The organism is Shouchella hunanensis (assembly GCF_028735875.1).
GTDB classification, from domain to species: domain Bacteria; phylum Bacillota; class Bacilli; order Bacillales; family Bacillaceae_D; genus Shouchella; species Shouchella hunanensis.
In genome coordinates this window covers 4,020,983-4,047,531 of sequence record NZ_CP117834.1, presented here as the reverse complement: position 1 = coordinate 4,047,531, position 26,549 = coordinate 4,020,983, and the positions used below count along the sequence as shown (strand labels likewise).

Sequence of the window (26,549 nt, the reverse complement as noted above, 5' to 3'; positions counted from 1 at the left end):
GCTTTTTTAGTTCTGCTTGTGTCGATTGACAAGCATGACCATGTAACAAAGTACGGTGAAGAGGAGGGAAATTAAAAGCGCATGGAAAATGCCAATCGTTAAGGTGGAATTTTGAGTAAATACAACGGCAATTCCAGAAGCGGCTTGTCCAGCAACGAGAATAATCGTGAGTACGGAACAAAAAACTAAAACGGATTGTTTTTTATAAGCTTTTAATGTCCAAATAAATAAGATAAGAAGTAAAGTGACAAGAATCAATGCGGCTGCTCGGTGTAGCAGTTGTACAGCAATCGCATCGTGAAACACAGTTGGGATTAATTCACCATTACACAATGGAAAACCAGAACAAGCAAGGGTTGCATCTCGATGCTTTACGTAAGCCCCAGTATAAATAGCTAAATAGGAATAAATCGTTGTACCAATCACAAACCACTTGTATGACTTTGAAACAATTGGTACATAATGTCTTTTAGGATTGCTGTCTTCAAATGCAAGTCTTGTTAATAATACGACGGATGCAAAAGAGAGAGCTGAAAAACCAAAGTGTAGTGCCATAATGAGGTCTGATTGACCGAATACAACGGCGCCTGCTCCAAGTAATCCTTGAAAAATGATCATAAAAACAGAAATAATCGCTAAAAATTTCGTTTCCGATAAATGCTTTAATGTTCGCCATGACCAGATGGCCATGATAATGACGAGCATCCCTACAATACCTGCGATTAAGCGATGAGAGAATTCGATAACCGTTTCTGGTGGTGGATCAAGTGGGATAACTTGACCAAAACAGAGCGGCCACGTTTGACCACATCCCTCGCCTGAGCCCGTATTTGTAACTACTGCTCCTTGAATGAGAACAAGGAGAACACCTAGTGAGGTGAATACGCCAAATCTTTTTAGTCCTTTATGCAATCGTTTCACCATTCCTTCTATAAACTTGTTAAAAAGTATGATAAAGTTAGTATTGGGTCTTATAATGTACTTTCTCCATGATAAGAAAACGTACAGGGTAAAGTCAATTTTTCAGCTGCGAACAATTTTTGAAGATTGTAAATGTGAAAATCATGTGAACAAAAGGAATTTGATGAAACCGCCCACATTTTCGGTTATAATCGATAATGTGGGAGAATGTAAGAATATGTGTGAGCAATGATCCTCATATTCCGTCAAGCTTAAGAAGGGTTGTATCCGTTTTCGAGTTTCATAGACGGACTAGCCATTTTATCATTCACGCCGCTGTTTGAGAAGACCAAGACAACTACATAGAAAGAGAGGGAATCGAACATGTTAAAAAACCTACTGTGGCGCTTAACACCTGCAGCTCTAGTGCTTGTTTTTTTATCAGGCTGTCTTGGTGAAGAGAACTTGACTGCGCTTGATCCAAAGGGAGAAGCGGCACAATGGATCTATGACAACATGATCTTGTCATTAGTTATTATGACACTTGTATCAGTGATTGTGTTTGCCATATTCTTCATTATCGTCGTGAAGTTCCGCCGCAAAGAAGGCGATGATGAACTACCGAAGCAAGTTCACGGAAATACAGCAATGGAAATTACATGGACTGTTATTCCTGTACTATTGCTTATTATTTTATTTATTCCAACCGTAACAGGAACGTTTGAATTCCATGTTGATGCTGATCCAGCTGAACATGAAGATGCAGTATACATAAACGTGACTGGCCACCAGTACTGGTGGCAGTTTGATTACGAGGAAGGCTTTACAGCAGGTCAAGAAGTGTATATTCCTGTTGGAGAGCGTGTGGTATTTGAGCTTAATGCAGAAGATGTTATTCACTCTTTTTGGGTTCCTGCGTTAGGTGGTAAAATTGACAACATCCCTGGTGTATCAAATGCTTTATGGCTACAAGCTGAAGAACCAGGTGTCTATTTAGGGAAATGTGCAGAATTATGCGGACCTTCCCATGCGCTGATGGATTTCAAAGTCATTGCCCTTGAGCGTGATGAATACGACCAATGGGTAGATGATATGCTTGCTGTTGAAGCGGAAGAAACTGCTGCAAATGCTGAAGCGGGTTATGAAGTATTCCAAGAAAATGCATGTATTAATTGTCATGCAATCGGTGGAGAAGGTATGGCAACTGGCCCAACTTTGACAAACTTCGGTGACCGTCAAAAATTTGCAGGTGTATACGACATCGATGATGATGAAGAACTTGCGAATTGGATTCGAAATCCTGAAGAGTTAAAGCAAGGCAACAACATGCCACCACATGATATTAGTGATGATGACATGGAAGATTTAATTGCGTACTTACGTTCATTACAAGTACGTCCAGCAGATGCGGATTATTAAAAGGAAGATTGGGTAAAGGAGGGTCTTGATTGGCTAGTTATAAAAAAGAAAAAGGCGTCGTTTGGGACTGGCTAACAACGGTTGACCATAAAAAGCTCGGCATCATGTACTTAATTGCCGGGACGCTTTTCTTCTTAAAAGCCGGTTTGATGGCTGTTTTTATGCGAATTCAGCTTATCATGCCTGAAAATAGCTTTTTAACCGGGCAAACGTTTAACGAATTTATTACGATGCACGGAACGATCATGTTGTTCCTCGCAGCCACCCCGCTCTTATTTGCATTTATGAACTTTGTGATTCCGCTTCAAATCGGTGCTCGAGATGTTGCGTTTCCATTCGTCAATGCGTTAGGGTTCTGGATATTCTTATCAGGTGGTTTATTACTATCAACAAGCTGGTTTTTTGGTGGAGGCCCAGATGCAGGATGGACTGCTTATGTTCCTTTATCATTAAATGAAGAACAGCTTGGTCTTGATTTTTATGTACTTGGTTTACAGGTTTCTGGTATCGGTACATTGATTTCAGCCATTAACTTTTTAGTGACAATCATTAATATGCGTGCGCCAGGAATGACGATGATGCGCTTACCACTTTTTGTGTGGACATCGTTTGTCACATCGACACTCATTCTCTTTGCATTTACGCCACTTGCGGCAGGACTTGCGCTTCTTATGCTAGAGCGGATTTTTGATGCCCAGTTCTTTAACCCGGCAGCAGGAGGAAACGTTGTCATTTGGCAACATATTTTCTGGATTTTTGGTCACCCTGAAGTGTACATTCTTGTTTTACCGGCATTTGGAATTATATCAGAGGTTATTCCAGCATTCTCAAGAAAGCGTCTATTCGGTTATACTGCAATGGTTTTCGCAACAATGATTATTGCCTTTCTTGGATTCATGGTATGGGCTCACCATATGTTTACAGTAGGAATTGGCCCAGTAGCCAACTCAATCTTTGCGATTGCAACAATGACGATTGCTGTACCAACAGGAATTAAGATCTTTAACTGGCTCTTCACGATGTGGGGCGGTAAAATTACGTTTAATACGGCAATGTTATTTGCTTCTTCGTTCGTTCCAACGTTCGTTCTTGGAGGCGTAACAGGGGTTATGCTAGCAATGGCACCTGTTGATTACTTGTACCATGATACGTACTTTGTTGTAGCGCATTTCCACTACATTATTGTCGGTGGAATCGTGTTAGCGCTGTTTGCCGGTTTATTTTACTGGTATCCGAAAATGTTTAACCATAAGTTAAATGAAAAATTAGGAGTCGTGTTCTTTATTCTTTTCACGATTGGTTTCCATTTAACATTCTTTGTTCAACACTTCCTTGGCTTAATGGGAATGCCTCGCCGAGTTTATACATATTTAGGCGGTCAAGGTCTTGATGAATTCAACATGATTAGTACGATTGGAACATTCTTTATGTCTGCTGCAGTGATTGTACTTGTCATTAATATTGTTTACTCAGCTATTAAAGGTGAGCGCGTTATTGGGATTAATGATCCATGGGATGCACGTACGTTAGAATGGGCAACACCAACACCTGTCCCAGAGTATAACTTTGCTCAAACGCCACAAATCCGTTCACTTGATCCATTGTTTTACGAAAAAGTACACGGGGACGGCACAATGAAACCGGCTGAACCAGTCGATGATATTCATATGCCGAATGGCTCTATTCTGCCTGTTATCATTTCAATCGGTTTATATTTCCTAGGCTTTGGTTTGATTATGCTAGAAATGGCTGAGCCGATTGTGAGTCCATGGATTGTTGTTGCTCTTGGTGGCTTGTTAACATTCGGTGGTATGGCAATGCGTTCATTGAAAGATGATCATGGCTATCATATTCCAAAGAGCGTTGTTAAAGCGGATCTTAAAAAGCTAGGAGGTGGCAAATAATATGGCTGGTGCAGTCGATACATCAAAAGGCTTACCGTCTCATCCGGAGCGAGCTACCCTTGAAGGGAAAAATAAATTTCTAGGCTTTTGGTTCTTTCTTGGTGGAGAAACCATCATGTTTGCCACTTTTTTTGGAACGTACTTAGGATTACGTAACGGTGTTGGAAGCGGACCAGCTTCTGATGAACTCTTTACGTTACCGCTTGTCTTTATTATGACAATGATTCTTTTAACAAGTTCAATGACAAGTGTAATGGCAATGTTTGCGATGAAGAAAAACCAGTTCAAAAAAATGATGACATGGATGATTATTACAGTCCTTCTTGGTTTGGTGTTCTTAGGTCTAGAGATCTATGAGTTCCAGCACTATGTACATGATTATGAATTTGGCTTTACTACAAGTGCTTTCTCATCGGCCTTCTATACACTTGTTGGACTACACGGGGCTCACGTATTATTTGGTCTTTGCTGGATCACGTTGCTTATTATCCGAAATTGGGGCAAAGGGATTACGTTGACAAATGCTCCTAAGTTTTATGTGGCAAGTCTTTACTGGCACTTTATCGACGTCGTGTGGGTATTCATCTTTACCGTCGTTTACTTAATGGGAGCAGGAGGTTATTAATATGGCTGATGACCACTTAAGCAAACCGTTTGAAAAGAGTTCACTTACGGAAGCTGAAAAACGTGAGATGAAGCGAGATATTAAGAAACAATTTGTCGTGTTTATCTTACTATTATTCTTAACAGTTCTCGCGTTTGTCGCTGTAGGTGCAGACTTAATCCCAAATAATTTTGCAGTGCCATTCATTTTAATTCTTGCGATCGTTCAATTGCTTTTACAGCTACTGTTTTTTATGCATATGAAAGATAAAGATCATGCTTGGGCAACTGTCTTTATGATCACTGGTATATTTGTCACTATGCCGACCATTGTTGCATTAATGCTGCTAATCGGTGTTGTAAAATACTAGAGAGAAAATGATGTACTGTTAAAGGAAAGCGGGTATGGATGTTACGCCATACTCGTTTTTCTTTTTGGCTCTATACAAGTACGTTTAAATGTGACAGTTTGATAAGACAATTTGTCTTATGTTTAATGTTCACTAGATTGTAAATACTAGAGCTAGTGTGGGATGGGTTTCATATGTAGTATACTACTAGTATAAACAGATGAACGTTTAAGGAGTGACAAGGATGGACAACGGTTTTAACAAACCAATAAAAAAACGAAATTACAAGCCTGCTATTATTATTATTTCTGTCGTGCTTATTGGTGCGATTGGCATTCTAGCAGGATTACCGGGTGTAGAGGGATTTGATGCTTTTGATGTCACTATTCTTCCGCTTATGAATGCCATCTTTAATACATTTACGTTTCTTTTTTTAGTATGTGCATTCATTGCGATTATAAAAGGGAAGGTACGCATCCATAAACGGTTTATTTATGCCGCTTTTGTCACAACCACTTTCTTTCTCTTTACCTATGTAGCGCATCACTTTTTAGCAGAATCAACGGCATTTGGTGATGATGGCTTCTTGAAGTATTTTTATTATTTCATTTTAATTACACATATTGTGTTAGCAGCTGTCATTGTGCCGCTTGCATTGACAAGTGTTGCAAGAGCATGGAATGGCGAAAATGCGCGCCATAAAAAGATTGCACGTTGGACAATGCCAATTTGGCTTTACGTAAGCTTTACAGGTGTATTAGTTTACATCTTGATTTCACCTTACTATTAAAGGTTCCTCTTTTTTTAGGATTTTTGTATACTAATGAAGGACAGGCGAACAGGAAGGGTTTGTTGTGCGGACACTTATTCGAACGCTTCCAATGTTCCTTCTATTTATTGTACTAGCGGCATGCGGATACAATGAACCGGAACAGTTGGAAGAAGTTACCGATGAAGAAGTGATTGAAAAGCTATCGACGTTTGTGCATGATTATAAAGCGGAGATGCTGCTTGCCATTAACGAAAATCAAACAGAGCGTCTAGAAAATGATTTTTTGATACCGAATACATCTTTCTATCATGCACTTCATCGATTAAAGGATGATTTACAAAAAAGCAATGCACAAAAGGAGCTCATTTCGCTAGATGTTCACGATGTATGGTATGACCCAGAAGAAGGCGATTACTTTGTCGAAGCACATGAGCATGTACGTGTGGTGACTGGAGATGCGGTGGAAGATATAGAGCGGGAGGTTCGCTTTCATACAGTTGAAGGTTCAGACGGTACATACCGACTTTACACCATTATTAACGTAAATGAAGAAAGATATTAAAACGAAGGAAGTCGATTCTATTAATAAAAGAGCCGTCACAAGGGACAGCTCTTTTTATAGTTCGTTTTCAATTCGTTGCGCTAATAGTTCTAGCTTTTTCTTCGATTTCTCTACAATTGCATCTGGGTATGTTTCCCCTTCGTATTCAACACCATGTGGATAATAATGCTTTCCTAGAATAGGAGTCATAATTTGAACGATAGTGGATTGAGCAGGAATATCGCCTTTTACGGCATAAACGGGAACTCGCAAGTAAAATGTGCCTTCGTGATGCACCATTTTGTAGTCAAACATAGCGCGCTCGTAATCCCATTGATCGGCGTGGACGAAGCCAACTGATTCTGCTGAGTCATGTACAAGTGTAAATTTAATTTGATGATTTTCTAGTCCTGTTTCGGTGAATTTCAAAAGTATTCCTCCTTAACTGCTGTTTCACACTTCTTAATCATAGTATGAAACGCTTTCTTATGCAACGTTTAAACAGACTTTTTCAGAAGGTCTGTTCAAACAGTGAAAGGTTTAGTTGAATAAGGTGAATGCATAGCTAGCATAGGAACATACGATAGAATAGGAGGGAGCAGTGGATATGAATAAGCGTCTTAGTCTTTTAATGGTTTTAACGGTTATGTTGGTGATCCTGATTTATTACTACAGGCAAATTCCTCCAGAGCCGGTAGCTGGTCAGTTTCTTACAACAAAGCAACCGTCCTTGCATATGGACTACGCGGCGCGGGTAACACCTGCTTTACTAACGGATGATGAAGTCGTGGAGGAAACAGATCTTCCATTTGATCAGCACATTGGTTTGCTAATGGGAGCTAGTGAGGAAGAGGTTCTAGAGTGGTTAGGGGAACCGGGCCGCATTGATCCATCTGCATTTGGCTACGATACTTGGGTGTATAATACGATTAACGATGGGTATCTAACTGTTGGTGTTGAAGATGGGAACGTGACAACGGTTGTAGCAAATGGTGCGCCGATACAGCGCTTTTTAGGCGAACAGCAACATAGCTATGAAGCGTTAAACCGAATGTTTTTGTTTGAAGATCGAATACCTTTAGAAATGGACCAAGGTTTGTTTACGTTTCAATTATCTGAGCAGGATATGGAGATGCGTCCTTTAGCGCAGATTGGTGACTATTGGATACAGTTCTATATGGATGTACATACGAACCAGCTATCAAGCGTTCGTCTCCTATCAAATGAAGTTCTTTTAAGCCAACAACCTTATTCATTCGGGTATACGAATGAGCTCCCGGAAAAACAAGCATTAAACCCTTCTGAGCTTGCAGCGGTAGATAAAGCGAATGAAAAACAAATTTTTGAGCTCACAAACGCAATTCGCTCAAGCTTTGAATTGGAGCCGTTTGCTTGGTCTGACGAAGTAGCAAAAGTTGCGTATGATCATAGCAAAGATATGTATACAGATGATTATTTCGATCATGTATCGCCCACATTTGGTACATTGTCTGACCGCTTTCAAGCAGGGAGCGTTCCGTTTACTGATGCAGGTGAAAATATCGCCTATAACTATGTAGACGGAATAGCAGCGGTAGAAGGATGGTTAAACAGCGACAGCCATCGAATTGTACTGCTTCACGAAAAATTTACCCATCTTGGTGTCGGTGTACACCACGCGTATTACACACAGAACTTTTTGTTTGAAGGTTAAGGAAAAAACGTCTTAGCGTTAGCTAAGACGTTTTTCTTACTGCATCGTAAGGAATAAAATGCATGTGTATTATTTTCTCGGGATCACATAAAACGTCCCGGTTGCTTTTGCAATTAGTTTCTTTTCATTATTATAAGCGTTTCCTTCTACAATAATTAATTGTTTACCGGAATGAACGACTGTTGCAAAGCATTCAAGGTATTCCCCAACACCAGGTCGCATATAATGGATATTTAATTGAGACGTTACGGCAGTTAAATCATCCGGTAACGCTTCCATTGCAGCTCCACCCATTGTAGAGTCAAGTAGCGTTGCTGTCATACCGCCATGAACAATCGATAGAGGGTTATGAATTAATGGTGTGATGGGAACACGAATGGAGAATGTATCCTTTGAAGGAATCGATGCTTCTGCTTGTGTTATACCCGATAAATAAGTTAATTGTTGTTTTCGTTGTTTGGCGATAAAGCCATCAACAACTTGTTCAAAAACGTTTTTTTCCTCTGTAGATGCTTCGTTCAAAAATGCTTGGATTTTTTCTTCTACTGTCACTATTTTCACCTTTTCACTTCATTAGATTACGCACACGTCTTAGTTTATCAAATCTCATGATTAAATAGCAAAAAAACATGAACATTGGACCAGACTGTTGTATACACTAATCATATAGAAGTCTAAATAAGGGGATGAAACAGATGACGAATCCGACCAATCTGCATCCTTCAGTTCGGCAGTTTAAAGTATTTGTGAAAAACCATCCCGGTTTAGTAACCGAAGTGAAGGATGGCAAGCGTACGTTGCAAGACATCTATGAAGAATGGTCGATATTAGGAGAAGAACATGAGCAATGGCAGCCATTCTTGTATACGGAAGAGGTTCAGCAAGAGCAGGTAGTGGAAAGTCAACAAGAAGAACAAGAAACTGCTGAAACAAACCAATCTACAAACGATACAAGTGAAGAGGCAAGTTCGGTAGGTACAGGAGAATTCATCGGCCAACTAATGGGATTGGTAAAAAAGATGAATGTGCAAGATTTGCAATCGCATTTAACGCAATTTAGCTCTGTGCTTGGGAATGTACAGAATCTAATGCAAACGTTCCAAAAACCTCAGGAACCTACTCGTCGTTCAGAAAGTGACTCCCCGTTTTCGTTTCGACGGGATTAAGGAGTTGTTATGAGAGCAGACATTCGAGCAAAAATGATGCAAGACCAAAAGATACGTGAGTTTATGCGTTATCATCCAGAGTGGTATCGCCATTTATCTCGAAATCCAGAGCGTTTAGCAGAAATGGAGAAAGAGTCCAATTATTTTTATGGAAAAACATTTCCTCAACGGGTAGAAAGAATGCAAAATAACGTCAGTATGATGGTGATGTTAATGGAAATGATTAAAATGGGTCAAAATACCGTGTCTGAAACTGTGCAGTCTGTAACGAGTTAACTCGTTACAGACTTTTTATGTGATCAAAAATGAAATCCTCTACACGGATGCCTTGTGCGAGAAAGCCTTGGTTGCCAAACAATGTATTGAATTCAAGAATATAATACTGTCCATTTCGTTCAATGACATCAAAACCGACGTGATCAAGAGAAAGGCGGCTGGCCACATCCTCTACAAGTGTAATCGCTGCTTGCGGAATGTCTGTAAAAGTCATGACGCCACCTTGTGCTACATTGTTCTTAAAACCACTGCTTTCTCGCCAATAGCTGTTCACAACTTTATTGCCGATTAAACAGAGACGTAAATCTCGGTGTGATTCGATGTATTCCTGCACATAAAGAACGTCGTGGTTAGTAGCGTATGAATGGAAATCCGCTTCATTTTGAATGAGGAATACGCCTCTTCCCATCGAAGAGCGGGTTGTTTTCGCCACGAATGGAAACGGAAATGTCTCTAGAACGTCTTGTATGGTTTTCGGGGTTGAACCTAGAATAAGTGTATACGGCACATGATTAGGACAAACCGTCCACATCGCCCTTGTCATTTCAATTTTGTTGTAGCCGAGATGAATGCTCTCGATGCTTGGAAAAATCTTTTTTTTCAGCCCATAAACAAGACTATTCACTTGCCAATTTTCTGGGAAAAGACAAAGGTCAGCTTGCTCGATGCGGCTTTGTTCTTTAAACATATTTTCTGGCTTCACATAGTCGATGCCAGGCATCCCTATCGTGCGGAAAGGGTTGAAAGTAATGAGATTCATGTAAGCGTCCTCCAGTATGTGTCGAAAGAATTATAGGGAAGTTGATCGTTCTTGTCAATTAGAAAAAAACCTTTCGATTTACTAAATACCCATGATACAATAAAGTGGAGGAGGTGCAGCCGTGATTGCAACATTAGATACGGTAGAACTATTAAATGCTTCTGATGAACTGGCTTCTATTATTCTTCAATCAGAACTGTTCTCCCAGTATATTGAAGCGCGTGATCGCCTTAATCAAGATAAAGAAGCACAATATAAGATTGAACGGTTTACAACCTTGAAAGTGTCTCATGAGGAAGTACAGCGGTTTGGTAAGTATCATCCTGACTTTAAGACAGTTTCAGCGGATATACGAGTTGCCAAAAGAGAGCTTGATCGGGACGAATCTATCGTTCAATTTAAAAAAGCAGAGACCGAGCTTGAAGACTTACTAAATGAATTAAGTGGTGTCTTAGCGTCTACGGTTTCGCCATCTATAAAAGTACCAACCGGAAATCCATTCTTTGACTCGATGTCTTGTAGTGGTGGCTGTGGTTCTGGTGGTGGATGTAGTTGCGGATAACGCAGCTACATTCTTTTTGCATAAAAAAAGAAAATTGTGGTAAAATAAGGCTGGATGAACTTTTAAAAGAGGGGTATGGAAAATGATAAGTCCAAGTCGTCAAGGGATTGTTGTTTGGCTTACATCACTGAAGTATGCAAGGCAGTTACGGCGCTTTGGCCATGTTCAATATGTATCAAAAAAAATGAAATATGTTGTGTTTTACTGCGATCTAGAAAAAGTAGATGACATTATAAATAAACTACAATCGTTTCATTTTGTAACCGATGTGAAGCCGTCAATGCGTCCATTTGTAAATACAGAGTTTGAAGATGCTAAACCAGATAAAGCAAAAGAATACGATTATAAGCTAGGCATTTAAACCAGACGATCGTCTGGTTTATTTTTTAAGCCATCGGTGGAATGACCCGTTGAGAACGAAGCAGGCCGATTAGGTAGCGCGTGTACTGGTCTTCATCATAGAAAAGATCCAAAGACTTAACGGCAATTGTATGTAACGTATGACCTTCTTGATTTGCAAAGTCTTGAAATTGGTGTACTCTTTTACTATCAGGTTTAAAGCCCTCTAGACAAAGGTAGATCGGCATAAACGTTGAAGGATGCTTAGCCGGTTTTAAAACGATGCCAAGTGAATGCCGTCCATCTAATGTTTGTAACTGGAAACAAGCAATCAAACGAGATTGATTGGTCACAGCAAGTTCCATCAATTCAAAAAAATCAGCGTAACCATTGCCTAATTTTATGACGCGTTGGTTCATTTGCTTTTCCTACTTCCTTCTGAAAGAATCGATTGCATCATATCATGACTTTTGATGTGTGTCGACAAAAAAAGGCATTCTTCACAAGGAAGAATGCCTTGCCATGATCTCACATGGCAATGGGAGAGGAGAAACCGGAGGAAGATCTTATGGGGAAATGTAAGTCTTCTCCGCGGTTGTCGCAACACGTACTGTGTTGCTAGACTTAGTATGTACGCTAGCTGCGTGCTTTATACATGTATTCATTAATTCATAGGGTAAGGTGAGAATATGAGAGTGATTTCTGGGCAACAAGGTGGGCTAAGACTGAAGCCTGTTCCAGGGAAACAGACAAGACCGACAACAGATAAAGTAAAAGAGTCGATCTTTAATATGATTGGTCCGTATTTTGATGGCGGTCAAGTACTTGATTTGTTTGCAGGGAGCGGTGCTTTAGGAATTGAAGCGTTGAGCCGAGGTATGGATCGGTGTATTTTTATTGAAGCCCAACATCCAGCTATTCAAACAATACGTCAAAATTTAAGCCATACGAAACTAAGTGAGCGAGCGTCTGTTTTTAAAAATGATAGTTTAAGGGGCCTCCAAGTATTAATAGGCAAGGGGGAAACGTTCCAATTACTGCTTATCGATCCGCCATATGCAAAGGCCGAGCTGTACATAAAAGAAGCGCTAGCAAAGATTGATGAAAGTTCCGTACTCGAAGAAGGTGGGCTAATTGTGTGCGAAACAGCTTCCTCAAGTGAACTAGCCTCCTTTTCATCACTTCAAATCATTCGAACGGAGCAATACGGAGAGACAAAAATAACGATTTATGAAAGGGTGAGTGGACATGAGACGAGCTGTTAGTTCAGGTAGTTTCGATCCGGTGACAAATGGGCATGTTGATTTATTTGAACGAGCTGCTAATCAGTTTGACGAATTAATCGTTGTTGTTTCTGTTAATAATAAAAAGAGTCCACTTTTCTCATTAGAAGAGCGAGTCGCTCTTTTAAAACAAGCGACGGCGCACATTCCAAATATCGTTGTTGAACCATTTACAGGTTTACTAGTTGAGTATGCGAAGACGAATGGTGCTTCTGCTATTATACGAGGATTACGTTCTAGTACGGATTATGATTATGAAGAAAATATTGCAGCTATGAACAAAACGCTTGTTCCGGAAGTCGATACACTTTTTTTTATGACTAAGCCGCAATATAGCTTCGTAAGCTCAAGCATCGTTAAAGAAGCCGCGAGTTATGGTAGCGACGTATCGAGCCTCGTACCAGAACCAGTCGCACAAGCCTTGAAAAAAGTGTATGCCGTTAACGGCTAAACGAATCTTTTCTTTATATGCATGGTTTTTAGTAAAATAAACAAACAGAGAAAGCTAAACGTGATGTAGGGTGAGATCTCAAGGAAAAAGTGCCAACCTTGTTCGATAGATGCCGGAATACGAACGCCGCCACTACTCACTTCATCTGTAAGTGGCTCGTAGAAAAGATAGTACAGTGGAATAACGAGGCAAGCCGCCGTTAGCCCTTGGAGAAAGCGAGCCAATAGAAACGGACGAAAGCGAATATCTGATTCGGCTAAGATGCTTGCTACTTGCGCTTGAATCGAAAAACCACCAAATCCAAGAATAAAGGAAACAACGATGAGTTGTGATAAGAAGCTCGCTTCAGTTGTTTGACTAATCATTTGAGCGCCAATGGTGATTTCAAATAAGCCAGAAATAAACGGGTACGCCAATTCTGGTGAAAGTCCAATTAAGGCAAAACACGTACTAACACTAACAGCTATAAGCGAAAGAATACCAAGAAGACTTAGTAGCTGATTTAATACAGAAAATAAAATAATAAACCCGCCTATTAAAAGTAAGGTCTCAATGGAAGAGCGAACGGCATCGCCGATTAATTTGCCAAACGTGCGGCCGTCATTTAATCGCTCTTGGTGCATGGCGGAAAAAGCGTCAATGATCTTTAGTGGTGATTGCCCACGGCTGAGGTGCATTTCTTCCGAATTTTTGCCGTGAAAACGAAAGAGGAAACCAACGACGATGTTGCCAATATAATGGGCGAGTGCCAAAATCATTCCTAAAGCAGGATTATGAAAAAAACCGACAGCAATGGCGCCGAAAATAAATAATGGATTAGATGAGTTGGTAAACCCGGCTAAACGCTCTCCTTCAATCTGTGAAATCTTCCCTAGTTTTCGCATTTGAACGGCTAGTTTTGCACCAGCTGGGTTTCCGCTAGCAAGACCCATTGCCCATACAAACCCACCGATACCTGGAACTTTAAAAAGAGGACGCATAAGTGGCTCAAGAAGCACGCCTAAGAAAGCGACAACTCCAAATCCGATTAAAAGCTCAGAGACGATAAAAAAGGGAAGTAAAGAAGGAAAGACAACGTTCCACCACATATCCAATCCTCTCGTTGATGCTTCTAGCGCTTCTTTTGGGAAAAACACGAGAGATAAAGCGAGAACTATCGTTGCTATTGCAAATAATGCTGATTTTAGTTGAGATGAATTTCGCGCATCAAGCATGCATTCAGGACTCCTTTATAGTAACTAGCAGATAAAAGCATGTCCTTTTAAATATACGCATAACACGTAGGTTTAGACCATAAGATTAAAACGTATATCCGTGTTCGTTTACAAGTGAAGGAGGAGCATTTTTGAAAGCAAAACGCCCTAAAATTGGACTTGCTTTAGGCTCTGGTGGAGCACGGGGATTTGCGCATATTGGCGTCCTTCGTGCGTTGGAAGATGCAGGGATTGAAGTGGACTACTTGGCAGGAAGCAGTATGGGGGCTCTTGTTGCTACTATGTATGGGGTCGGTCATTCAATTGAACATATGGAACGGTTTGCAAGGCTATTTAAAAATAAGTTTTATTTAGATTTTACCGTATCACGCCAAGGGTTAATCGCCGGCGATCGAATTGAAAGTCTCGTGCGGCTTTTAGCAAAAAAGATGCATTTTCATCAACTACATAAAGAAGTCCGCGTTGTCGCCACGGATTTGTTAACAGGGAATAGAGTGGTGATTGATACTGGAGATGTAGCAAGAGCGATTCGCGCGAGTATGTCCATTCCAGGCATTTTCGTTCCAGTAAAATGGGGAGATCAACTTCTTGTAGATGGAGGCGTCGTAGAAAGGGTACCTGTATCAGTAGTCCGTGAAATGGGAGCCGATATTGTCCTTGGTGTTGATGTATCTTTTTTTCGTTCACATTTACAATCTCCTTCTATTCATGAAATTGTCATGCAGACAATGGACATAATGGGTAGAGAGTTAGCTAGCAAGCAAAAGGAACAGGGAGATGTTATGGTTCGTCCAATTATTAAACACTCATCACCTCTTGATTTTTCAGAAACCGAACGATTAATTGAACAAGGTGAACGAGCATGTCGAGCGCTCATACCCGACATCTTAGAAAGAATGAAACAGTGGAGGTAAAGAATGGAACAAAAACGAAAGTCGTTTCCATGGATTAAGTGGGTCGTTTTAATTATTGTATTCTTTTTGATTGTTCGTTTTGAGCTTCCTTACTATTATAGTCAGCCGGGAATGGCAGAATCAGTGGAAGAGATGGTGACAGTTGAAGGTGGGATAAAAGACGATGAAGGCACGTTTATGTTAACGACAGTTCGGAGTGCGAAAGCGACTCCGGCGTTACTATTCTGGTCTTTGTTTAGCGAGTTTCGATCGTTAAATCCAGCTCCTTCCGGAATGACGGATGAAGAATACAATCAGAGACAGCAATTGTTAATGGCCAATTCACAGGACGATGCAAAAATTGCTGCATTCCGTGCATCGAATAAGGGCGATGTACAGATTGACTATACTGGTGTCTATGTCGTCGGCACAACAGAGGGGATGTCGGCAGCTGATCAACTAGAACCAGGTGACATTATTACTCATGTCGATGGAGAAGAAGTAGGAACAAGTGAAGCGCTCATTGACTTATTAGCTGCTTATTCTGATGGTGATATTGTTACGATGACATTTGAACGTGATGATGAAACACTAGTGAAAAATTTAGCTTTTTCGACTTTTCCTGATGAGCTAAACTTAGGTGATGAACGTGTGGGAGTCGGTGTCTCTGTGGAGACTGTTCGGACAGCGACGTTCACACCAGAAGTCGAGATCACTGCTGGAGCCATTGGTGGCCCGTCAGCGGGTTTAATTTTCGCGCTAGAAATCTATAGTCAGCTGGAGGAAATTGATCTAACAAGTGGGTTACACATTGCTGGAACTGGTACGATTAATGAGGACGGAGAAGTCGGTGCAATTGGGGGCGCTAATCAAAAAGTGGTTGCTTCTGAACGCGCAGGTGCTGACTATTTCTTAGTACCAAGAAGTGGTCATAACTATGAGGATGCACTAGCAGCAGCTGAATCGATCAATACCGATATGGAAATTGTTCCAATCGAAACGTTTGAAGAGGCGATAGCCTTTCTTGAAACGTTACAGAATGAATAAAACAAACAGCTAGCATCCTTATGCTAGCTGTTTTTTAGGAAAAGAGGTGTGGCTTGAAACTCTTGTTTCATCGCCTCGGAATGAAGAGCACCTGGTTTCGTTAACCAATAACAGGCTGTTGCTCGCTGATCTAATGAAGCTAATACTCCATAATGTCTCAGTTCTGCTTCTCGTGTCACCACCGGAAGGGAGAAAGCCTTCTTGTATTGATTCAAATAACTTTTTCCTGTTTCGCTCATACCTAACAAGCGAATATAATCATTTTCCCTATTACTCCGAACAGTAGCCATTTCTTCTTTCGTCGTGTTCGTCAATAAATGAACAAATAAGCGTTGAAGCCTCGTTTTCGTATACCGTTTTGTTTTTAATCGCGTTAGCCAATCTGAAAAGGAAGTAGCTTGCAAGCCTGTTTCAATTAATCGATATTCTAACCCTTCCTCACACTCTGCAATTTGTTCCAGCTCCGCAGGTGTTCGCGTGAGGATTTGATACTTTAAGTAAGAATAGTAGTTCTCCCAAAAGTGGACGTGTCCGTGAGTTTGTTTATAGTAGTCGAGTAACCTTGCTGTTGATGCAGGAAGGACGTGATCAACCTCTTTTTTATGTAATAATGCCTTACGTATGCTCGTTGCGCTAGCGATGGTTCCTTCTCCCATATCCTCATCATGGTAGTTAGCCGCAATACGTAAGGTTGTTAATGGTTCCATGGGAGACGCTTGAGCATCAATTTGTTGAACATAATGGTAGCCTAAAATATTATTTGGCTCACTTAAAGGTAGCTGCGTACGAGCCTCGTGAAGAAAAGCAAAGGCTTCAGCGCTCGCTCTCGGGTAAGCATAGCCTTTTTTTAGAAACGCTTTTATTTGTTGCTGATAATCATGATCGTTTTTCTTCATAAAAGCGTTAAGTTGAAGAAATCGGTCAATGTCACCTTCCTCACTGCCGAAATGAAGGGTCGCACATTGTAGTGCGGTTAATAGGCGAACCGCCCCTTCTGCAAAATATGGAGCAGTCTGAACGGCATAGCCATAAGGAAGTTCAACGACAATGTCAACCCCAGCTTGAAGCGCCATTTCTGCACGGACTCGTTTTGAAACGAGAGCAGGTTCTCCTCTCTGTAAAAACGAGCCACTCATAACGGCAATCACTACATCCGCTTCAGAGTCCTCTTTTGCTTTGATGACATGATGGAGATGACCGTTATGAAACGGGTTGTATTCAACGACAAGACCAACAGCTTTCATGACATTCCTCCTTTTTTGCATAGAAAACATTCACATGATACACTACATAGTAGGCGTGTTTGGCTACATTATACAAGAATAATGGCTCGGAATAAACGGCTTTTACTGTAAAGAAATAAGGTTGACATTCCAGTCGTTGAGACTTATAATAATTTTTGTTGCCTATGAGGTGAGGATACATGAAATGGACCGTTCAAGCTCTTCAACAAGCGCGATATGAATCGCTTCATTTTGATGAAAATGTACTGTTGGAAGATCAACTAAAAGAACACCAGGATGTTCGTGCCGCAAGTCTTGTTTCCTTAAAAGGGATAGCAACCGCAAATAGAAATGTGTTTACATTTCAGTTTGTCGTAAAGGGGCATTTGGTTTTACCTTGTTCCCGAACGTTAGCGGACGTCGAATGGCCATATGAAATAAAGGGTCAAGCTCACTATGTACCAGAAGGTGAAATGCCACCTTCTCATTTAAATGAAGAAGATGTCTTTACGTATTCTGGTGATGTGATTGATTTATCTCATATGATACAAGAGCGTATTCTTGTAGAAATTCCTATGCAAGTGTTCGCTGATAAACCAACCGAAACACCGGCTCCTTCTTCTGGGAAGGATTGGGAATTGGTTTCAGACGAGAAGAACAGTGACCAAATTGACCCAAGACTTGCTGACTTGGCGAAATTCTTCGATGAAAAATAATCGCTTTTCTTCGATTTAATTTTAAGGAGGTGTAACAAACATGGCAGTTCCATTTAGAAGAACATCTAAAACGAGAAAAAATAAGCGTCGTACACATCTTAAATTAGAAGTACCAGGTATGGTAGAATGCCCAGATTGCGGAGAGTATAAACTATCTCACCGTGTCTGCAAAGCGTGTGGTTCTTACAAAGGTGAAAAAGTAGCTTCAAAATAAAAAGAAAGCCATTCCGATGGCTTTCTTTTTTTTTTGTATAAGCAGGAGTAGACTTGGAGATGATGTTTTAATAGAAACGTCTATTTTGCTAAATGGAAGCATACACTTTATTACGGTTTAAGAGGATTAGGAAAGGGAGGGGCTAAACATGACGGCAAATCGTCAAGATGCCTGGTCGCATGAAGATGATTTACTTTTAGCTGACACTGTTTTGCGTCATATTAGAGAAGGAAGTACGCAGCTAGCAGCGTTTGAAGAAGTAGCAGAAGCGCTCTCACGTACAAGTGCGGCTTGTGGGTTTAGATGGAATTCAACCATTCGAAAAAAATACACAGCTGAAGTCAATATGGCAAAGAAAAAACGAACGGTGCTAAAGAAGGAAAAGGCCAAATCGGAGTCTAGCTTCGTGCTACAGCAAGAAGAGGAAAAACCAGCCGAAACACTCCAACAAGCGCAACAAGATACATCTGATCAAACGTTAGACTTAGAGGCGGTTATTGATTACCTACAATCAATGAAAGACAAGCAAGAAGCTGTTTATGAAGCGAGTGTATTAAAAGCAGAAAATGAAAAGTTAAAAGAGCAACTAGAAAGAGTAGAAAAGGAGAAGAGCGTTATTACACAAGATTACCGCTCTCTGCTTGAAATTATGGATCGTGCTCGAAAGCTGACCAATCATACGTTACTTGAAAAATCATTATAAAACAGCCACGTGCATACACGCGGCTGTTTTTTCTTATTCCTGTGATTGTTTTTCTTTCGGCTTCTTTTGCTCGTAGACGCCTGAAGGAAACCATACGTAAGGGCTCTCGCCTCTGTCACGTTCTTCTCTGTACGTAATAGGTTCAAATCCAAGCTTTGACCAAAAATCACCTGTACTTTGGCGGGCATTTGTCTTAACTGGAATTTCAAAGCTTTTAGCAAAATCAACAAGCGCTCTTCCGTATCCTTTACCACGGTATGGCTCTAATACTTCTAACTTCCATAATTCTAAATAATCTTGCGGAGGATCAAAATACTGATCAAAGTCTCCATCAATTTGATAGAGGCTCATACGAGCAACAAGCTTTTTGCCATAGTAAATGCCATAAAAAGGAGACTCGCTATCATTTTCGACGATGCTCTGATTAAGATCGTCTTTCATTGATAGCTCAGCTGCACCATAGTCACGAAAATTCGTAAACTCTTCTAACGTCTTATAATTAATTAGCAATCGTTCTACTTTAATCATTGTGTATAATCCTCCTGCTCCACTGATGATTTCATCTACTATTTTACTATAAATCGAATGAAAGCGCATTAAAAAATACCGTGATGAGCTGATTTTACAAACCTTTAAGAACACGTATAATAGACGTTATTGAATGTACTGGTGGTGTGAACGATGAAGGTGGCCGTTATCGGAGCTGGTGCAGTAGGATTATTCGTAGCTGCATCTTTAAAAAAACAAGGAGAGGAAGTATCTCTCTATCTTAAGAATCTACAAGATCAATCGTTATTTGAAAACGATGGTATTCATCTTAATAAACGGAATCAAGAGACGATCATAAACGACGTACAAATAAACCCGACTCATACAACCGATTTTGATGGTGTCATCGTATGTGTGAAGTCGTATCAAGTAGAACAGGTTTTAAATGATTACCAACACGTAGGGCATCGACAAACAAAATGGGTATTTCTTCAAAATGGAATGGGGCATTTAAAGTGGATTGAGAAGATGACTCAACCGACTTATGTCGGTGTTGTAGAGTATGGTCTGTTAAAAGAAAGAGGAACAAGCAATCGAGTGTCTGTTAAAGGGGAAGGAAGGATAAAAATTGCTCCTTTTCGTGGAACATCCTCTATAGGAAAAGCCGAGTGGGAGTCAGTTTTCAATCAGGATGTATGGACTGTTTTGTGGAGAGAAGACTATCAGGAAATGCTTGAATCAAAGTTAATCCTTAACGCATGTATAAATCCATTAACCGCTTTATTACATGCGAGAAACGGAGAGCTCTTAAAGAATAAGCACTATAACCAAGCGATGCGCTCCTGTTTTGCGGAAATAATGGAGGCGCTAGGGCGGCACGATCAGGAAGAGAAATGGAAGGAAGTTGAACGCGTCTGTAACGATACAAAAGAGAATCAATCGTCCATGTTAACCGACCTTATTCATAATCGCCCGCTTGAATTAGACGCCATTGTTGGCTACATTTTAAAAAGAGGGGAAGCACGTGGCATTCCGATGCCGACTCTTCAGCTCGTTTATACGATGCTGGAAGGGAAACAAAAGAGTACGAATAAAAATTCTTGAAGCAACTTATTTGGTTGTACTTGTTGTTTTTGCTATGATGGAAAGCGGATATGGAAAATGCATGGTGAGGAGAATTTAAGCGATGAAAATGGAGGAGCTTAGTAAGGAGACGTTAAAAGGCTTTGCTGCCGATTACGAAAAGGATCAAGAGCCAATCAAAGACTTTTTTTCTTACATGCCATCGGATACGCAGTGGCTACAAAAACGATGTCAAGATTTACGTGAACGTCGTTTTTCTCATAAACAAGAGCTCGTTACGTATGTGGAAAATCGGACAAAAGGATTACGCAATCGAAAAAAACTAGAGGAAAATTTACATAAACTAAAACAAGAAGATGCACTTGTTGTCGTCGGTGGACAGCAGGCAGGGCTATTTACGGGTCCTTTATACAGTGTATATAAAGCTATGTCGATCATTATGCTTGCCAAAACGTATGAAAGAGAATTACAACGACCTGTTGTCCCGCTGTTTTGGATTGCAGGAGAAGACCATGATCTGGATGAAGTACGGACAATTTATAAAAAAGAGGAAAACAAGTGGAAAAAACGTTTGCTTACAGACGAAGTGGACGGAACATCAGCATCAAAAAAGCATTTGCCGCAAAGTGAATTGCAAGCTTTTACAAAGGAACTATTTTCATCTTTACCAGAAACTTCCTATACAGCTGAATTAAAAGCAAAGGTAGAGGCATGTGCAACTGAATCAAAGACATACGTTGATTTCTTTATGGGTGTGATGCATGATTTGTTTGCTGAGGAAGGATTGCTTTATCTAGATAGCGACGACGATCTCTTAAGAGAAATAGAAAAACCATTTTTCAAATCGCTTATTTTACAAGTGGCGGAGCTGCAGGCTGCCCAAGTAGAGGGAGAGGCGCGCTTTGCCAAACAAGGATACGGGAAACCGATAGGAACGGATCCAGAAAATGCGCATCTTTTTTATACAGTGGATGGGAAGCGGTACCGTTTAAATTATAGCGACGGTGTGTTCTATATGGCAGATCACCCATTCACATTTACTAAGGATGAGTTAATAGAGGAGTTAGAAAAGCATCCTAGTAGGTTTAGCAATAACGTTGTCACTCGCCCGTTAATGCAGGAATGGTTGTTACCGACTGTTGCGTTTGTGGCAGGCCCAGGCGAATTAGCCTATTGGGGAACGCTAAAAGAGAGCTTCTCTTTATTTCATTTCCAGGTAACGCCTGTTATTCAACGTATGTCGGCAACCATTGTTCCACGTCAAGTTGAAAAGCACTTGATTGAACGAGGCGAAGATCCAGGTTCGTATATAGAAGGAAACGGTGAAGTCTTAAAGCAGCAATGGCTTGATAATCAGCACTCATTTGAAGTTAAAAAGCACATTGAGCGGGCGAAAGAGCAGATGGAGCACGCTCACCAGCCGTTGCGAGAGCTTGCCAAAGAAATGAATGAGACGCTTTATGACATTAGTTTAAAAAACAAAGCGTTTATCCATGATCAATTAACACGTCTTGAGACGTTCATGACAAAAGAGATTAAGCGAAGATATGAAACAGAATTAAAAAAGTATGATGAAGCGATTTGCTGGTTACGACCACAATCGAGTCCCCAAGAACGAATTTTAAACCCAATCGTTCTTCTAAACTTAACAGGTAGCGACACGATTCAACGATTACTAAATGAATTAGAGCAGCAACCACGTCGTCATCTTTTGATTTACATCTAATGCTGTCTGCCTTTGTCAATAAAAAAATCTACGGAAAATCCTGCAGGAATGCAGGATTTTTTTTTATTCTGTGGAAATGAGAAGATCAGAGTGGTACAAAGTGGGGGTTTGTGGTAAGTTTAGGGTACAAAGTGGTGGGAGGTTGGCAGAGTATGTTTTTAGGCGAGTATCGGCATTCTATAGATGATAAAGGCCGCATGATCGTTCCTGCCAAATTTAGAGAGCCACTTGGTCCTTCATTTGTTGTAACGAGAGGCTTAGATCACTGTTTGTTTGTGTATCCGAAGTCTGAGTGGGACAAGCTTGAAGGGCAATTAAAAGAACTCCCATTTACAAAAAAAGATGCCCGTGCATTTACACGATTCTTTTTTTCAGGAGCAGCAGAATGTGAATTGGATAAACAAGGAAGAATAAATGTCCCAAATCACTTAAGAGAATATGCTAAATTAGAAAAAGAGTGTGTAGTCATTGGTGTATCGAGTCGTGTTGAAGTATGGAGTAAGACTCTTTGGGAAGAGTATGTATCAGATTCTGAAGACTCTTTCGCTGAAATTGCAGAAAACCTCGTTGACTTTGACTTATAGCTTTAACGTAAATTGAAAAAAGGAATTAGGTGCAAGATGTTTCTACATACAACCGTATTAAAAGAAGAATCAGTCCAACAATTGAATATAAAGAAAGACGGCATTTATGTTGATTGTACATTAGGTGGAGCAGGTCATTCAAAGCGAATTGCAGAGCAACTTGAAACAGGTCATTTATACGCATTTGACCAAGACGAAGTGGCTTTAAATCACGCAAAAGAAGTATTGAAGGATCATCTACATAACGTAACGTTTATTCGAAGTAATTTTCGCTATTTAAAAGAAGAATTAGCTGCCCATGGAGTAACGAAAGTGGATGGCGTGTTGTTTGACTTAGGCGTGTCATCGCCTCAGCTAGATGAGGCGGAAAGAGGGTTTAGTTATCATCAGGATGCGCCACTTGATATGAGAATGGATCAGCGTGCTGCATTAACGGCAAAAGAAGTGGTAAACGAATGGTCGTTTCAAAAGCTGCTTTCAATAATTTCGAGGTATGGAGAAGAGAAGTTTGCCAAACAAATAGCCCGAAAAATTGAAAGTGAACGAGTAAAGAAACCGATTGAAACAACAGCGGAGTTAGTCGAAATTATAAAAGACGTCATTCCTGCACCAGCTCGTCGTGCCGGCGGTCATCCAGCTAAGCGTACGTTTCAAGCGATTCGGATTGCTGTTAATGATGAACTGGGCGCATTTGAAGATGGGTTGCTAGATGCATTAGAGCTGTTAAATGAACGTGGGCGACTCGCCGTTATCACCTTTCATTCTTTAGAGGACCGTTTGTGCAAACAAGTATTTAAAGAAAAAACAACCATTCCAGATCTTCCGAAAGGGTTGCCAATTATACCAGATGATAAAAAAGCCCCTTTCGCCTTAGTTACAAGAAAGCCAATCGTTGCTTCAGACAACGAACTAGAAGAAAACAATCGCTCGCGTTCAGCTAAGCTACGCGTTATAGAAAAATTGTAGGCTTCATTAAAAGGAGGATAAAGTATGTTAGCTAGACAATCGTATACACAGCCGCAAGAACGGCCGATGCAAAAAGAAAAACAAGTGATTCGTTACCGAGCAAGGATTACATTAGGAGAAAAAGTCATTGCGACATTTCTAGCTATCGTACTTTTTGCTGTGCTCTGCCTCATTGTACATAATTATTCCAGCCTTTATGGATTGAGTACATCTGTGCAAACCGAACAAATTAAAGTGAACGAGATCACTGTTGAAAATGACGGGCTTAAAACCATTCTAGCAGAAGAAAGTGCGCCAGAGAACGTTATGCGTCGAGCGAAAGAACAAGGGATGAACTAGTTCACTATGAACTAGTTTTTTCTTTAGAAGCGAAAAGGAGGGAATGAAGTGGAAATTAAACGCGCCGTGACAAATAAGCGAGCTGTTGTCTTGCTATTTCTTTTCTTAGCTGTCTTTGTTGTTTTAGTTGGACGAATTGCCTACATACAAATAACGAAAGAGGTCAAAGGAAATGATCTTGTCGCTATGGCAGAAGAACGCTACTCACGATCAGAAATATTACCTAGTGAAAGAGGAAGCATTTCGGATCGTCATGGGAGTGTGCTAGCTGAAGATATTCCTGCTTACCATGTTCTGGCCGTGCTTTCTGAAAATCAAGGTAAAGGCAACTATATAGAAGATATTGAACGAACAGCTGAACAACTTGCGCCGATGATCCAACTAGAAGTAGAAGAATTAACGAGTATGCTCACAGATGGAAAAAATGAAGGTCGCTATCAAATCGAATTAGGGCCTACTTCTCGCTATCTATCGTTTGAAACGAAAGAGTCGATTCAAGATTTGAAGCTGCCGGGCATCCAGCTTGAAGAAGCAACACGCCGTTATTATCCGAACCAAACGTTTGCATCGCATGTCATTGGTCAAAAAAGCATTAACGAAGACGTTGGAAGTATCGGTTTAGAAGGTCGCCTTGACGAGTTTTTGGCTTCAACGGATGGCTCAATCGAATATAGTCGTTTAGGGCGTTTAAATTCTCCAGCTGAAAATATTACGCTTCCATCAGATGGTGCTTCTGTGCAATTAACCTTAGATACACGAATTCAAGCATCTATGGAGCAAGCGATGTCGCAAGTTGAATTAGAGTTTAGTCCTGAAAAGATGACGGCTATTGCCGCTGATGCAAAAACAGGTGAAATCTTGGCAATGTCGAATCGACCAAGTTTTAATCCAAATCAACACGGACAAATTGAAAACTATTTAAATTATGCAGTTGCAGATGCAGTGGAACCTGGTTCAACGTTGAAAATGTTTACAGTGGCAGCCGCCATTGAAGAAGGCTATTTTCAAGACGATAAGCACTTTCAATCAGGTGAATATGAAATTGATTTGCATAGTAATCCTGTTAGAGATGTGAATCCAGAAGGTTGGGGAGAAATTTCTTATGAAGAGGGTGTTCATCGTTCTTCAAATGTATTGATGTCCAAACTCGTGTTAGAAGACCTAGGAATCGAGCCTTTTTATCAGTATCTAGAAGATTTTGGTTTCTCTAAGCTTACAGGGATTGATTTAAGTCAAGAAAGTACCGGTCGACTTGAAAAAGGTAGACGCTCAGATGCAGCAAGAACGGCCTTTGGTCAGACGTCGACCATGACCCCTGTTCAGCTTGTGCAAGCGGCTACCGCCATCGCAAACGGTGGAAAGATGATGAAGCCGTATATCGTACAAGAAATCGTCGATGATGAAGGGGAAATCCTTCAAGAAGGTGCCAGTGAAGTGGTTGGTGAGCCCATCTCAGCAGAAACAGCAGCCCATGTTCGAGATCTACTGCGCGGTGTCGTGACAGAAGAATATGGTACAGGACGTAAATACGATATTCAGGGTGTAGATGTTCTCGGAAAAACCGGGACGGCGCAAATAGCTGAGAAAGGCGGTTATTTAAATGGCCATGGGCAATATTTATACTCCTTTTTAGGCATGGCGCCTTATGAGGATCCTGAGATTGTTGTTTATGTATCAGTAACGAAGCCAAATTTAACAACTGAGCAATCAGGAAATGATCCGGTGTCTATGATATTTAATGCAGTAATGCAAAGCAGTATGGCGTATTTGGATTTAGAACCAAATGAAGAGGAATTGCTGGAGGAGGCAGAGGACAGTGGCTTTGACATGGCAGATGTCGTAGGTGAACGAACAACCTATGCAACCGAGCTTTTAGAGGATAAAGAAGTGATTGTTGTCGGTGAAGGTGATCGCATTGCCTATCAAGAACCAGCAGAAGGTGTGCGTGTACTGAACGATGAGCCTATTCTATTAATTACAGATGGGGAAAGCCGAGCGTTACCTGATATGCGTGGTTGGTCACGACGAGATGTATTAAAAATGACCAATATCCTCGACTTAGAGCTTGATTATTCAGGCAATGGCTATGTGGTCCAACAAAGCCCCGTAGCTGGAACACCCATTTCGGAAGGGGAAACACTGCAAGTCCACTTGGAATCGACAGTCCCAGAAGATGGAGATGAAACGGATAGTACAGAAGAAGAACAAGAACAAGAAACGGAGACAGAAGGCGACTCTTAAGAATAAATAAAGAAAACAAAGAAGGCTTAACGATCGTTAAGCCTTCTTTGTTTTGTGTTGCATCTAAATGGAGCCTCTCCCTAGCTTGTTCT

General features: G+C 40.7%; 32 protein-coding genes. 24 read left to right on the top strand and 8 right to left on the bottom strand.

All coding sequences use genetic code 11. The features are described 5' to 3' along the window. Nucleotides 1-6 precede the first annotated feature (6 nt). Nucleotides 7-924: a COX15/CtaA family protein gene (locus PQ477_RS20765; protein WP_349775493.1), complete on the bottom strand. Its 918-nt coding sequence runs from the start codon at nucleotides 922-924 to the stop codon at nucleotides 7-9. Between the two features lie 360 nt (nucleotides 925-1,284). On the opposite strand from PQ477_RS20765, the gene coxB reads away from it, so the two are divergent. The 6 genes from coxB (at nucleotide 1,285) to PQ477_RS20735 (ending at nucleotide 6,510) form a co-directional block, all read left to right on the top strand. Beyond that, on the top strand, nucleotides 1,285-2,319 hold the full coding sequence (coxB, locus tag PQ477_RS20760) for a cytochrome c oxidase subunit II (protein ID WP_035395196.1): 1,035 nt from the start codon (nucleotides 1,285-1,287) through the stop codon (nucleotides 2,317-2,319). 29 nt (nucleotides 2,320-2,348) lie between these two features. Further along, complete coding sequence (gene ctaD / locus PQ477_RS20755) at nucleotides 2,349-4,223, top strand: cytochrome c oxidase subunit I (RefSeq protein WP_144559223.1); 1,875 nt, start codon at nucleotides 2,349-2,351, stop codon at nucleotides 4,221-4,223. 1 nt (nucleotide 4,224) lies between these two features. Further along, the gene (locus PQ477_RS20750) at nucleotides 4,225-4,848 is read left to right on the top strand and encodes a cytochrome c oxidase subunit 3 (protein WP_035395195.1); all 624 of its coding nucleotides are present in this window, start codon (nucleotides 4,225-4,227) and stop codon (nucleotides 4,846-4,848) included. A gap of 1 nt (nucleotide 4,849) precedes the next feature. Beyond that, nucleotides 4,850-5,197: a cytochrome C oxidase subunit IV family protein gene (locus PQ477_RS20745; protein ID WP_035395194.1), complete on the top strand. Its 348-nt coding sequence runs from the start codon at nucleotides 4,850-4,852 to the stop codon at nucleotides 5,195-5,197. Between the two features lie 223 nt (nucleotides 5,198-5,420). Then, nucleotides 5,421-5,966 carry a DUF420 domain-containing protein gene (locus tag PQ477_RS20740; RefSeq protein ID WP_035395193.1) on the top strand — a complete coding sequence of 182 codons (546 nt, stop codon included), beginning with the start codon at nucleotides 5,421-5,423 and terminating at the stop codon, nucleotides 5,964-5,966. A gap of 64 nt (nucleotides 5,967-6,030) precedes the next feature. Beyond that, on the top strand, nucleotides 6,031-6,510 hold the full coding sequence (locus PQ477_RS20735) for a TcaA NTF2-like domain-containing protein (RefSeq protein ID WP_055735809.1): 480 nt from the start codon (nucleotides 6,031-6,033) through the stop codon (nucleotides 6,508-6,510). A gap of 54 nt (nucleotides 6,511-6,564) precedes the next feature. Here the strand turns inward: PQ477_RS20735 and PQ477_RS20730 are convergent, their stop codons facing one another. Then, complete coding sequence (locus tag PQ477_RS20730) at nucleotides 6,565-6,918, bottom strand: YugN family protein (RefSeq protein WP_038481033.1); 354 nt, start codon at nucleotides 6,916-6,918, stop codon at nucleotides 6,565-6,567. A 178-nt stretch (nucleotides 6,919-7,096) separates the two neighbouring features. Here PQ477_RS20730 and PQ477_RS20725 point away from each other — a divergent pair, with 178 nt between their 5' ends. Next, complete coding sequence (locus PQ477_RS20725) at nucleotides 7,097-8,182, top strand: CAP domain-containing protein (protein ID WP_274272787.1); 1,086 nt, start codon at nucleotides 7,097-7,099, stop codon at nucleotides 8,180-8,182. A gap of 69 nt (nucleotides 8,183-8,251) precedes the next feature. Here PQ477_RS20725 and PQ477_RS20720 read toward each other — a convergent pair whose 3' ends face one another. After that, a complete protein-coding gene (locus PQ477_RS20720; RefSeq protein WP_035395190.1) occupies nucleotides 8,252-8,734 on the bottom strand; it encodes a PaaI family thioesterase in 483 nt (160 codons plus the stop codon). A 143-nt stretch (nucleotides 8,735-8,877) separates the two neighbouring features. On the opposite strand from PQ477_RS20720, the gene PQ477_RS20715 reads away from it, so the two are divergent. Both PQ477_RS20715 and PQ477_RS20710 read left to right on the top strand, forming a co-directional pair. Further along, nucleotides 8,878-9,348, top strand: a complete 471-nt coding sequence (locus PQ477_RS20715) for a YlbD family protein (protein ID WP_035395189.1) — start codon at nucleotides 8,878-8,880, stop codon at nucleotides 9,346-9,348. A 9-nt stretch (nucleotides 9,349-9,357) separates the two neighbouring features. Continuing rightward, the gene (locus tag PQ477_RS20710) at nucleotides 9,358-9,624 is read left to right on the top strand and encodes a YlbE-like family protein (RefSeq protein ID WP_035395188.1); all 267 of its coding nucleotides are present in this window, start codon (nucleotides 9,358-9,360) and stop codon (nucleotides 9,622-9,624) included. A 4-nt stretch (nucleotides 9,625-9,628) separates the two neighbouring features. On the opposite strand, the gene PQ477_RS20705 is transcribed toward PQ477_RS20710, so the two are convergent. Continuing rightward, entirely contained in the window at nucleotides 9,629-10,384 is a 756-nt protein-coding gene (locus PQ477_RS20705) for an ATP-grasp domain-containing protein (RefSeq protein WP_144559220.1), read from the bottom strand. A gap of 121 nt (nucleotides 10,385-10,505) precedes the next feature. On the opposite strand from PQ477_RS20705, the gene PQ477_RS20700 reads away from it, so the two are divergent. Both PQ477_RS20700 and PQ477_RS20695 read left to right on the top strand, forming a co-directional pair. Next, on the top strand, nucleotides 10,506-10,946 hold the full coding sequence (locus PQ477_RS20700; protein ID WP_035395187.1) for a YlbF/YmcA family competence regulator: 441 nt from the start codon (nucleotides 10,506-10,508) through the stop codon (nucleotides 10,944-10,946). Between the two features lie 82 nt (nucleotides 10,947-11,028). Next, nucleotides 11,029-11,307, top strand: a complete 279-nt coding sequence (locus PQ477_RS20695; RefSeq protein ID WP_060703942.1) for a YlbG family protein — start codon at nucleotides 11,029-11,031, stop codon at nucleotides 11,305-11,307. A gap of 25 nt (nucleotides 11,308-11,332) precedes the next feature. Here the strand turns inward: PQ477_RS20695 and PQ477_RS20690 are convergent, their stop codons facing one another. Beyond that, a complete protein-coding gene (locus PQ477_RS20690) occupies nucleotides 11,333-11,704 on the bottom strand; it encodes a DUF7147 family protein (RefSeq protein ID WP_274272786.1) in 372 nt (123 codons plus the stop codon). A 270-nt stretch (nucleotides 11,705-11,974) separates the two neighbouring features. On the opposite strand from PQ477_RS20690, the gene rsmD reads away from it, so the two are divergent. Together rsmD and coaD are read left to right on the top strand one after the other, a co-directional pair. Beyond that, nucleotides 11,975-12,550: a 16S rRNA (guanine(966)-N(2))-methyltransferase RsmD gene (rsmD, locus tag PQ477_RS20685; RefSeq protein WP_060703944.1), complete on the top strand. Its 576-nt coding sequence runs from the start codon at nucleotides 11,975-11,977 to the stop codon at nucleotides 12,548-12,550. Beyond that, on the top strand, nucleotides 12,534-13,019 hold the full coding sequence (coaD, locus tag PQ477_RS20680) for a pantetheine-phosphate adenylyltransferase (RefSeq protein WP_144559217.1): 486 nt from the start codon (nucleotides 12,534-12,536) through the stop codon (nucleotides 13,017-13,019). The genes rsmD and coaD overlap by 17 nt, the downstream gene beginning before the upstream one ends. On the opposite strand, the gene ylbJ is transcribed toward coaD, so the two are convergent. Next, complete coding sequence (ylbJ, locus tag PQ477_RS20675; RefSeq protein ID WP_144559216.1) at nucleotides 13,016-14,233, bottom strand: sporulation integral membrane protein YlbJ; 1,218 nt, start codon at nucleotides 14,231-14,233, stop codon at nucleotides 13,016-13,018. The two genes, coaD and ylbJ, sit on opposite strands and share 4 nt — an antisense overlap. Before the next feature lie 131 nt (nucleotides 14,234-14,364). Between ylbJ and PQ477_RS20670 the strand changes: the two genes are divergently transcribed. Beyond that, nucleotides 14,365-15,147: a patatin-like phospholipase family protein gene (locus PQ477_RS20670; RefSeq protein WP_035395184.1), complete on the top strand. Its 783-nt coding sequence runs from the start codon at nucleotides 14,365-14,367 to the stop codon at nucleotides 15,145-15,147. A gap of 3 nt (nucleotides 15,148-15,150) precedes the next feature. Next, on the top strand, nucleotides 15,151-16,173 hold the full coding sequence (locus tag PQ477_RS20665) for a SepM family pheromone-processing serine protease (protein WP_035395183.1): 1,023 nt from the start codon (nucleotides 15,151-15,153) through the stop codon (nucleotides 16,171-16,173). A 23-nt stretch (nucleotides 16,174-16,196) separates the two neighbouring features. On the opposite strand, the gene PQ477_RS20660 is transcribed toward PQ477_RS20665, so the two are convergent. Then, on the bottom strand, nucleotides 16,197-17,417 hold the full coding sequence (locus PQ477_RS20660; protein WP_035395182.1) for a nucleotidyltransferase: 1,221 nt from the start codon (nucleotides 17,415-17,417) through the stop codon (nucleotides 16,197-16,199). A 179-nt stretch (nucleotides 17,418-17,596) separates the two neighbouring features. Between PQ477_RS20660 and PQ477_RS20655 the strand changes: the two genes are divergently transcribed. From PQ477_RS20655 to PQ477_RS20645, 3 genes are all read left to right on the top strand, one after another. Then, entirely contained in the window at nucleotides 17,597-18,112 is a 516-nt protein-coding gene (locus PQ477_RS20655; protein WP_035395181.1) for a YceD family protein, read from the top strand. A 40-nt stretch (nucleotides 18,113-18,152) separates the two neighbouring features. Then, nucleotides 18,153-18,326 (top strand): 50S ribosomal protein L32, encoded by a 174-nt coding sequence (rpmF, locus tag PQ477_RS20650; protein ID WP_035395180.1) that lies wholly within the window; start codon nucleotides 18,153-18,155, stop codon nucleotides 18,324-18,326. Between the two features lie 148 nt (nucleotides 18,327-18,474). Then, nucleotides 18,475-19,029 (top strand): RsfA family transcriptional regulator, encoded by a 555-nt coding sequence (locus tag PQ477_RS20645; RefSeq protein WP_144559214.1) that lies wholly within the window; start codon nucleotides 18,475-18,477, stop codon nucleotides 19,027-19,029. 33 nt (nucleotides 19,030-19,062) lie between these two features. Here the strand turns inward: PQ477_RS20645 and PQ477_RS20640 are convergent, their stop codons facing one another. After that, the gene (locus tag PQ477_RS20640; RefSeq protein ID WP_035395178.1) at nucleotides 19,063-19,557 is read right to left on the bottom strand and encodes an N-acetyltransferase; all 495 of its coding nucleotides are present in this window, start codon (nucleotides 19,555-19,557) and stop codon (nucleotides 19,063-19,065) included. Nucleotides 19,558-19,710: 153 nt separating this feature from the next. Here PQ477_RS20640 and PQ477_RS20635 point away from each other — a divergent pair, with 153 nt between their 5' ends. The 6 genes from PQ477_RS20635 to PQ477_RS20610 all read left to right on the top strand — a co-directional run bounded on the left by PQ477_RS20635 (nucleotide 19,711) and on the right by PQ477_RS20610 (nucleotide 26,457). Then, nucleotides 19,711-20,622: a 2-dehydropantoate 2-reductase gene (locus tag PQ477_RS20635; RefSeq protein WP_035395177.1), complete on the top strand. Its 912-nt coding sequence runs from the start codon at nucleotides 19,711-19,713 to the stop codon at nucleotides 20,620-20,622. A gap of 82 nt (nucleotides 20,623-20,704) precedes the next feature. Then, nucleotides 20,705-22,327 carry a bacillithiol biosynthesis cysteine-adding enzyme BshC gene (bshC, locus tag PQ477_RS20630; RefSeq protein WP_274272785.1) on the top strand — a complete coding sequence of 541 codons (1,623 nt, stop codon included), beginning with the start codon at nucleotides 20,705-20,707 and terminating at the stop codon, nucleotides 22,325-22,327. Between the two features lie 152 nt (nucleotides 22,328-22,479). After that, a complete protein-coding gene (gene mraZ / locus PQ477_RS20625) occupies nucleotides 22,480-22,911 on the top strand; it encodes a division/cell wall cluster transcriptional repressor MraZ (RefSeq protein ID WP_035395175.1) in 432 nt (143 codons plus the stop codon). 36 nt (nucleotides 22,912-22,947) lie between these two features. Then, nucleotides 22,948-23,877 carry a 16S rRNA (cytosine(1402)-N(4))-methyltransferase RsmH gene (rsmH, locus tag PQ477_RS20620; RefSeq protein WP_035395174.1) on the top strand — a complete coding sequence of 310 codons (930 nt, stop codon included), beginning with the start codon at nucleotides 22,948-22,950 and terminating at the stop codon, nucleotides 23,875-23,877. Between the two features lie 24 nt (nucleotides 23,878-23,901). Further along, the gene (locus tag PQ477_RS20615) at nucleotides 23,902-24,216 is read left to right on the top strand and encodes a hypothetical protein (protein ID WP_060703954.1); all 315 of its coding nucleotides are present in this window, start codon (nucleotides 23,902-23,904) and stop codon (nucleotides 24,214-24,216) included. A 48-nt stretch (nucleotides 24,217-24,264) separates the two neighbouring features. Beyond that, complete coding sequence (locus PQ477_RS20610) at nucleotides 24,265-26,457, top strand: penicillin-binding transpeptidase domain-containing protein (RefSeq protein WP_144559212.1); 2,193 nt, start codon at nucleotides 24,265-24,267, stop codon at nucleotides 26,455-26,457. Nucleotides 26,458-26,549: the final 92 nt, after the last annotated feature.

Excerpts from the sequence above, each read along its gene's own strand:
- coaD (WP_144559217.1), top strand. The coding sequence starts at position 12,534 with ATGAGACGAGCTGTTAGTTCAGGTAGTTTCGATCCGGTGACAAATGGG.
- PQ477_RS20615 (WP_060703954.1), top strand. The coding sequence starts at position 23,902 with ATGTTAGCTAGACAATCGTATACACAGCCGCAAGAACGGCCGATGCAA.
- PQ477_RS20640 (WP_035395178.1), bottom strand. The coding sequence starts at position 19,557 with ATGATTAAAGTAGAACGATTGCTAATTAATTATAAGACGTTAGAAGAG.
- PQ477_RS20765 (WP_349775493.1), bottom strand. The coding sequence starts at position 924 with ATGGTGAAACGATTGCATAAAGGACTAAAAAGATTTGGCGTATTCACC.
- ylbJ (WP_144559216.1), bottom strand. The coding sequence starts at position 14,233 with ATGCTTGATGCGCGAAATTCATCTCAACTAAAATCAGCATTATTTGCA.
- PQ477_RS20740 (WP_035395193.1), top strand. The coding sequence starts at position 5,421 with ATGGACAACGGTTTTAACAAACCAATAAAAAAACGAAATTACAAGCCT.
- mraZ (WP_035395175.1), top strand. The coding sequence starts at position 22,480 with ATGTTTTTAGGCGAGTATCGGCATTCTATAGATGATAAAGGCCGCATG.
- PQ477_RS20635 (WP_035395177.1), top strand. The coding sequence starts at position 19,711 with ATGAAGGTGGCCGTTATCGGAGCTGGTGCAGTAGGATTATTCGTAGCT.
- PQ477_RS20725 (WP_274272787.1), top strand. The coding sequence starts at position 7,097 with ATGAATAAGCGTCTTAGTCTTTTAATGGTTTTAACGGTTATGTTGGTG.
- PQ477_RS20705 (WP_144559220.1), bottom strand. The coding sequence starts at position 10,384 with ATGAATCTCATTACTTTCAACCCTTTCCGCACGATAGGGATGCCTGGC.
- coxB (WP_035395196.1), top strand. The coding sequence starts at position 1,285 with ATGTTAAAAAACCTACTGTGGCGCTTAACACCTGCAGCTCTAGTGCTT.
- rsmH (WP_035395174.1), top strand. The coding sequence starts at position 22,948 with ATGTTTCTACATACAACCGTATTAAAAGAAGAATCAGTCCAACAATTG.
- PQ477_RS20745 (WP_035395194.1), top strand. The coding sequence starts at position 4,850 with ATGGCTGATGACCACTTAAGCAAACCGTTTGAAAAGAGTTCACTTACG.
- PQ477_RS20710 (WP_035395188.1), top strand. The coding sequence starts at position 9,358 with ATGAGAGCAGACATTCGAGCAAAAATGATGCAAGACCAAAAGATACGT.
- PQ477_RS20715 (WP_035395189.1), top strand. The coding sequence starts at position 8,878 with ATGACGAATCCGACCAATCTGCATCCTTCAGTTCGGCAGTTTAAAGTA.
- rsmD (WP_060703944.1), top strand. The coding sequence starts at position 11,975 with ATGAGAGTGATTTCTGGGCAACAAGGTGGGCTAAGACTGAAGCCTGTT.
- PQ477_RS20695 (WP_060703942.1), top strand. The coding sequence starts at position 11,029 with ATGATAAGTCCAAGTCGTCAAGGGATTGTTGTTTGGCTTACATCACTG.
- PQ477_RS20690 (WP_274272786.1), bottom strand. The coding sequence starts at position 11,704 with ATGAACCAACGCGTCATAAAATTAGGCAATGGTTACGCTGATTTTTTT.
- bshC (WP_274272785.1), top strand. The coding sequence starts at position 20,705 with ATGAAAATGGAGGAGCTTAGTAAGGAGACGTTAAAAGGCTTTGCTGCC.
- rpmF (WP_035395180.1), top strand. The coding sequence starts at position 18,153 with ATGGCAGTTCCATTTAGAAGAACATCTAAAACGAGAAAAAATAAGCGT.
- PQ477_RS20660 (WP_035395182.1), bottom strand. The coding sequence starts at position 17,417 with ATGAAAGCTGTTGGTCTTGTCGTTGAATACAACCCGTTTCATAACGGT.
- PQ477_RS20750 (WP_035395195.1), top strand. The coding sequence starts at position 4,225 with ATGGCTGGTGCAGTCGATACATCAAAAGGCTTACCGTCTCATCCGGAG.
- PQ477_RS20655 (WP_035395181.1), top strand. The coding sequence starts at position 17,597 with ATGAAATGGACCGTTCAAGCTCTTCAACAAGCGCGATATGAATCGCTT.
- PQ477_RS20645 (WP_144559214.1), top strand. The coding sequence starts at position 18,475 with ATGACGGCAAATCGTCAAGATGCCTGGTCGCATGAAGATGATTTACTT.
- PQ477_RS20665 (WP_035395183.1), top strand. The coding sequence starts at position 15,151 with ATGGAACAAAAACGAAAGTCGTTTCCATGGATTAAGTGGGTCGTTTTA.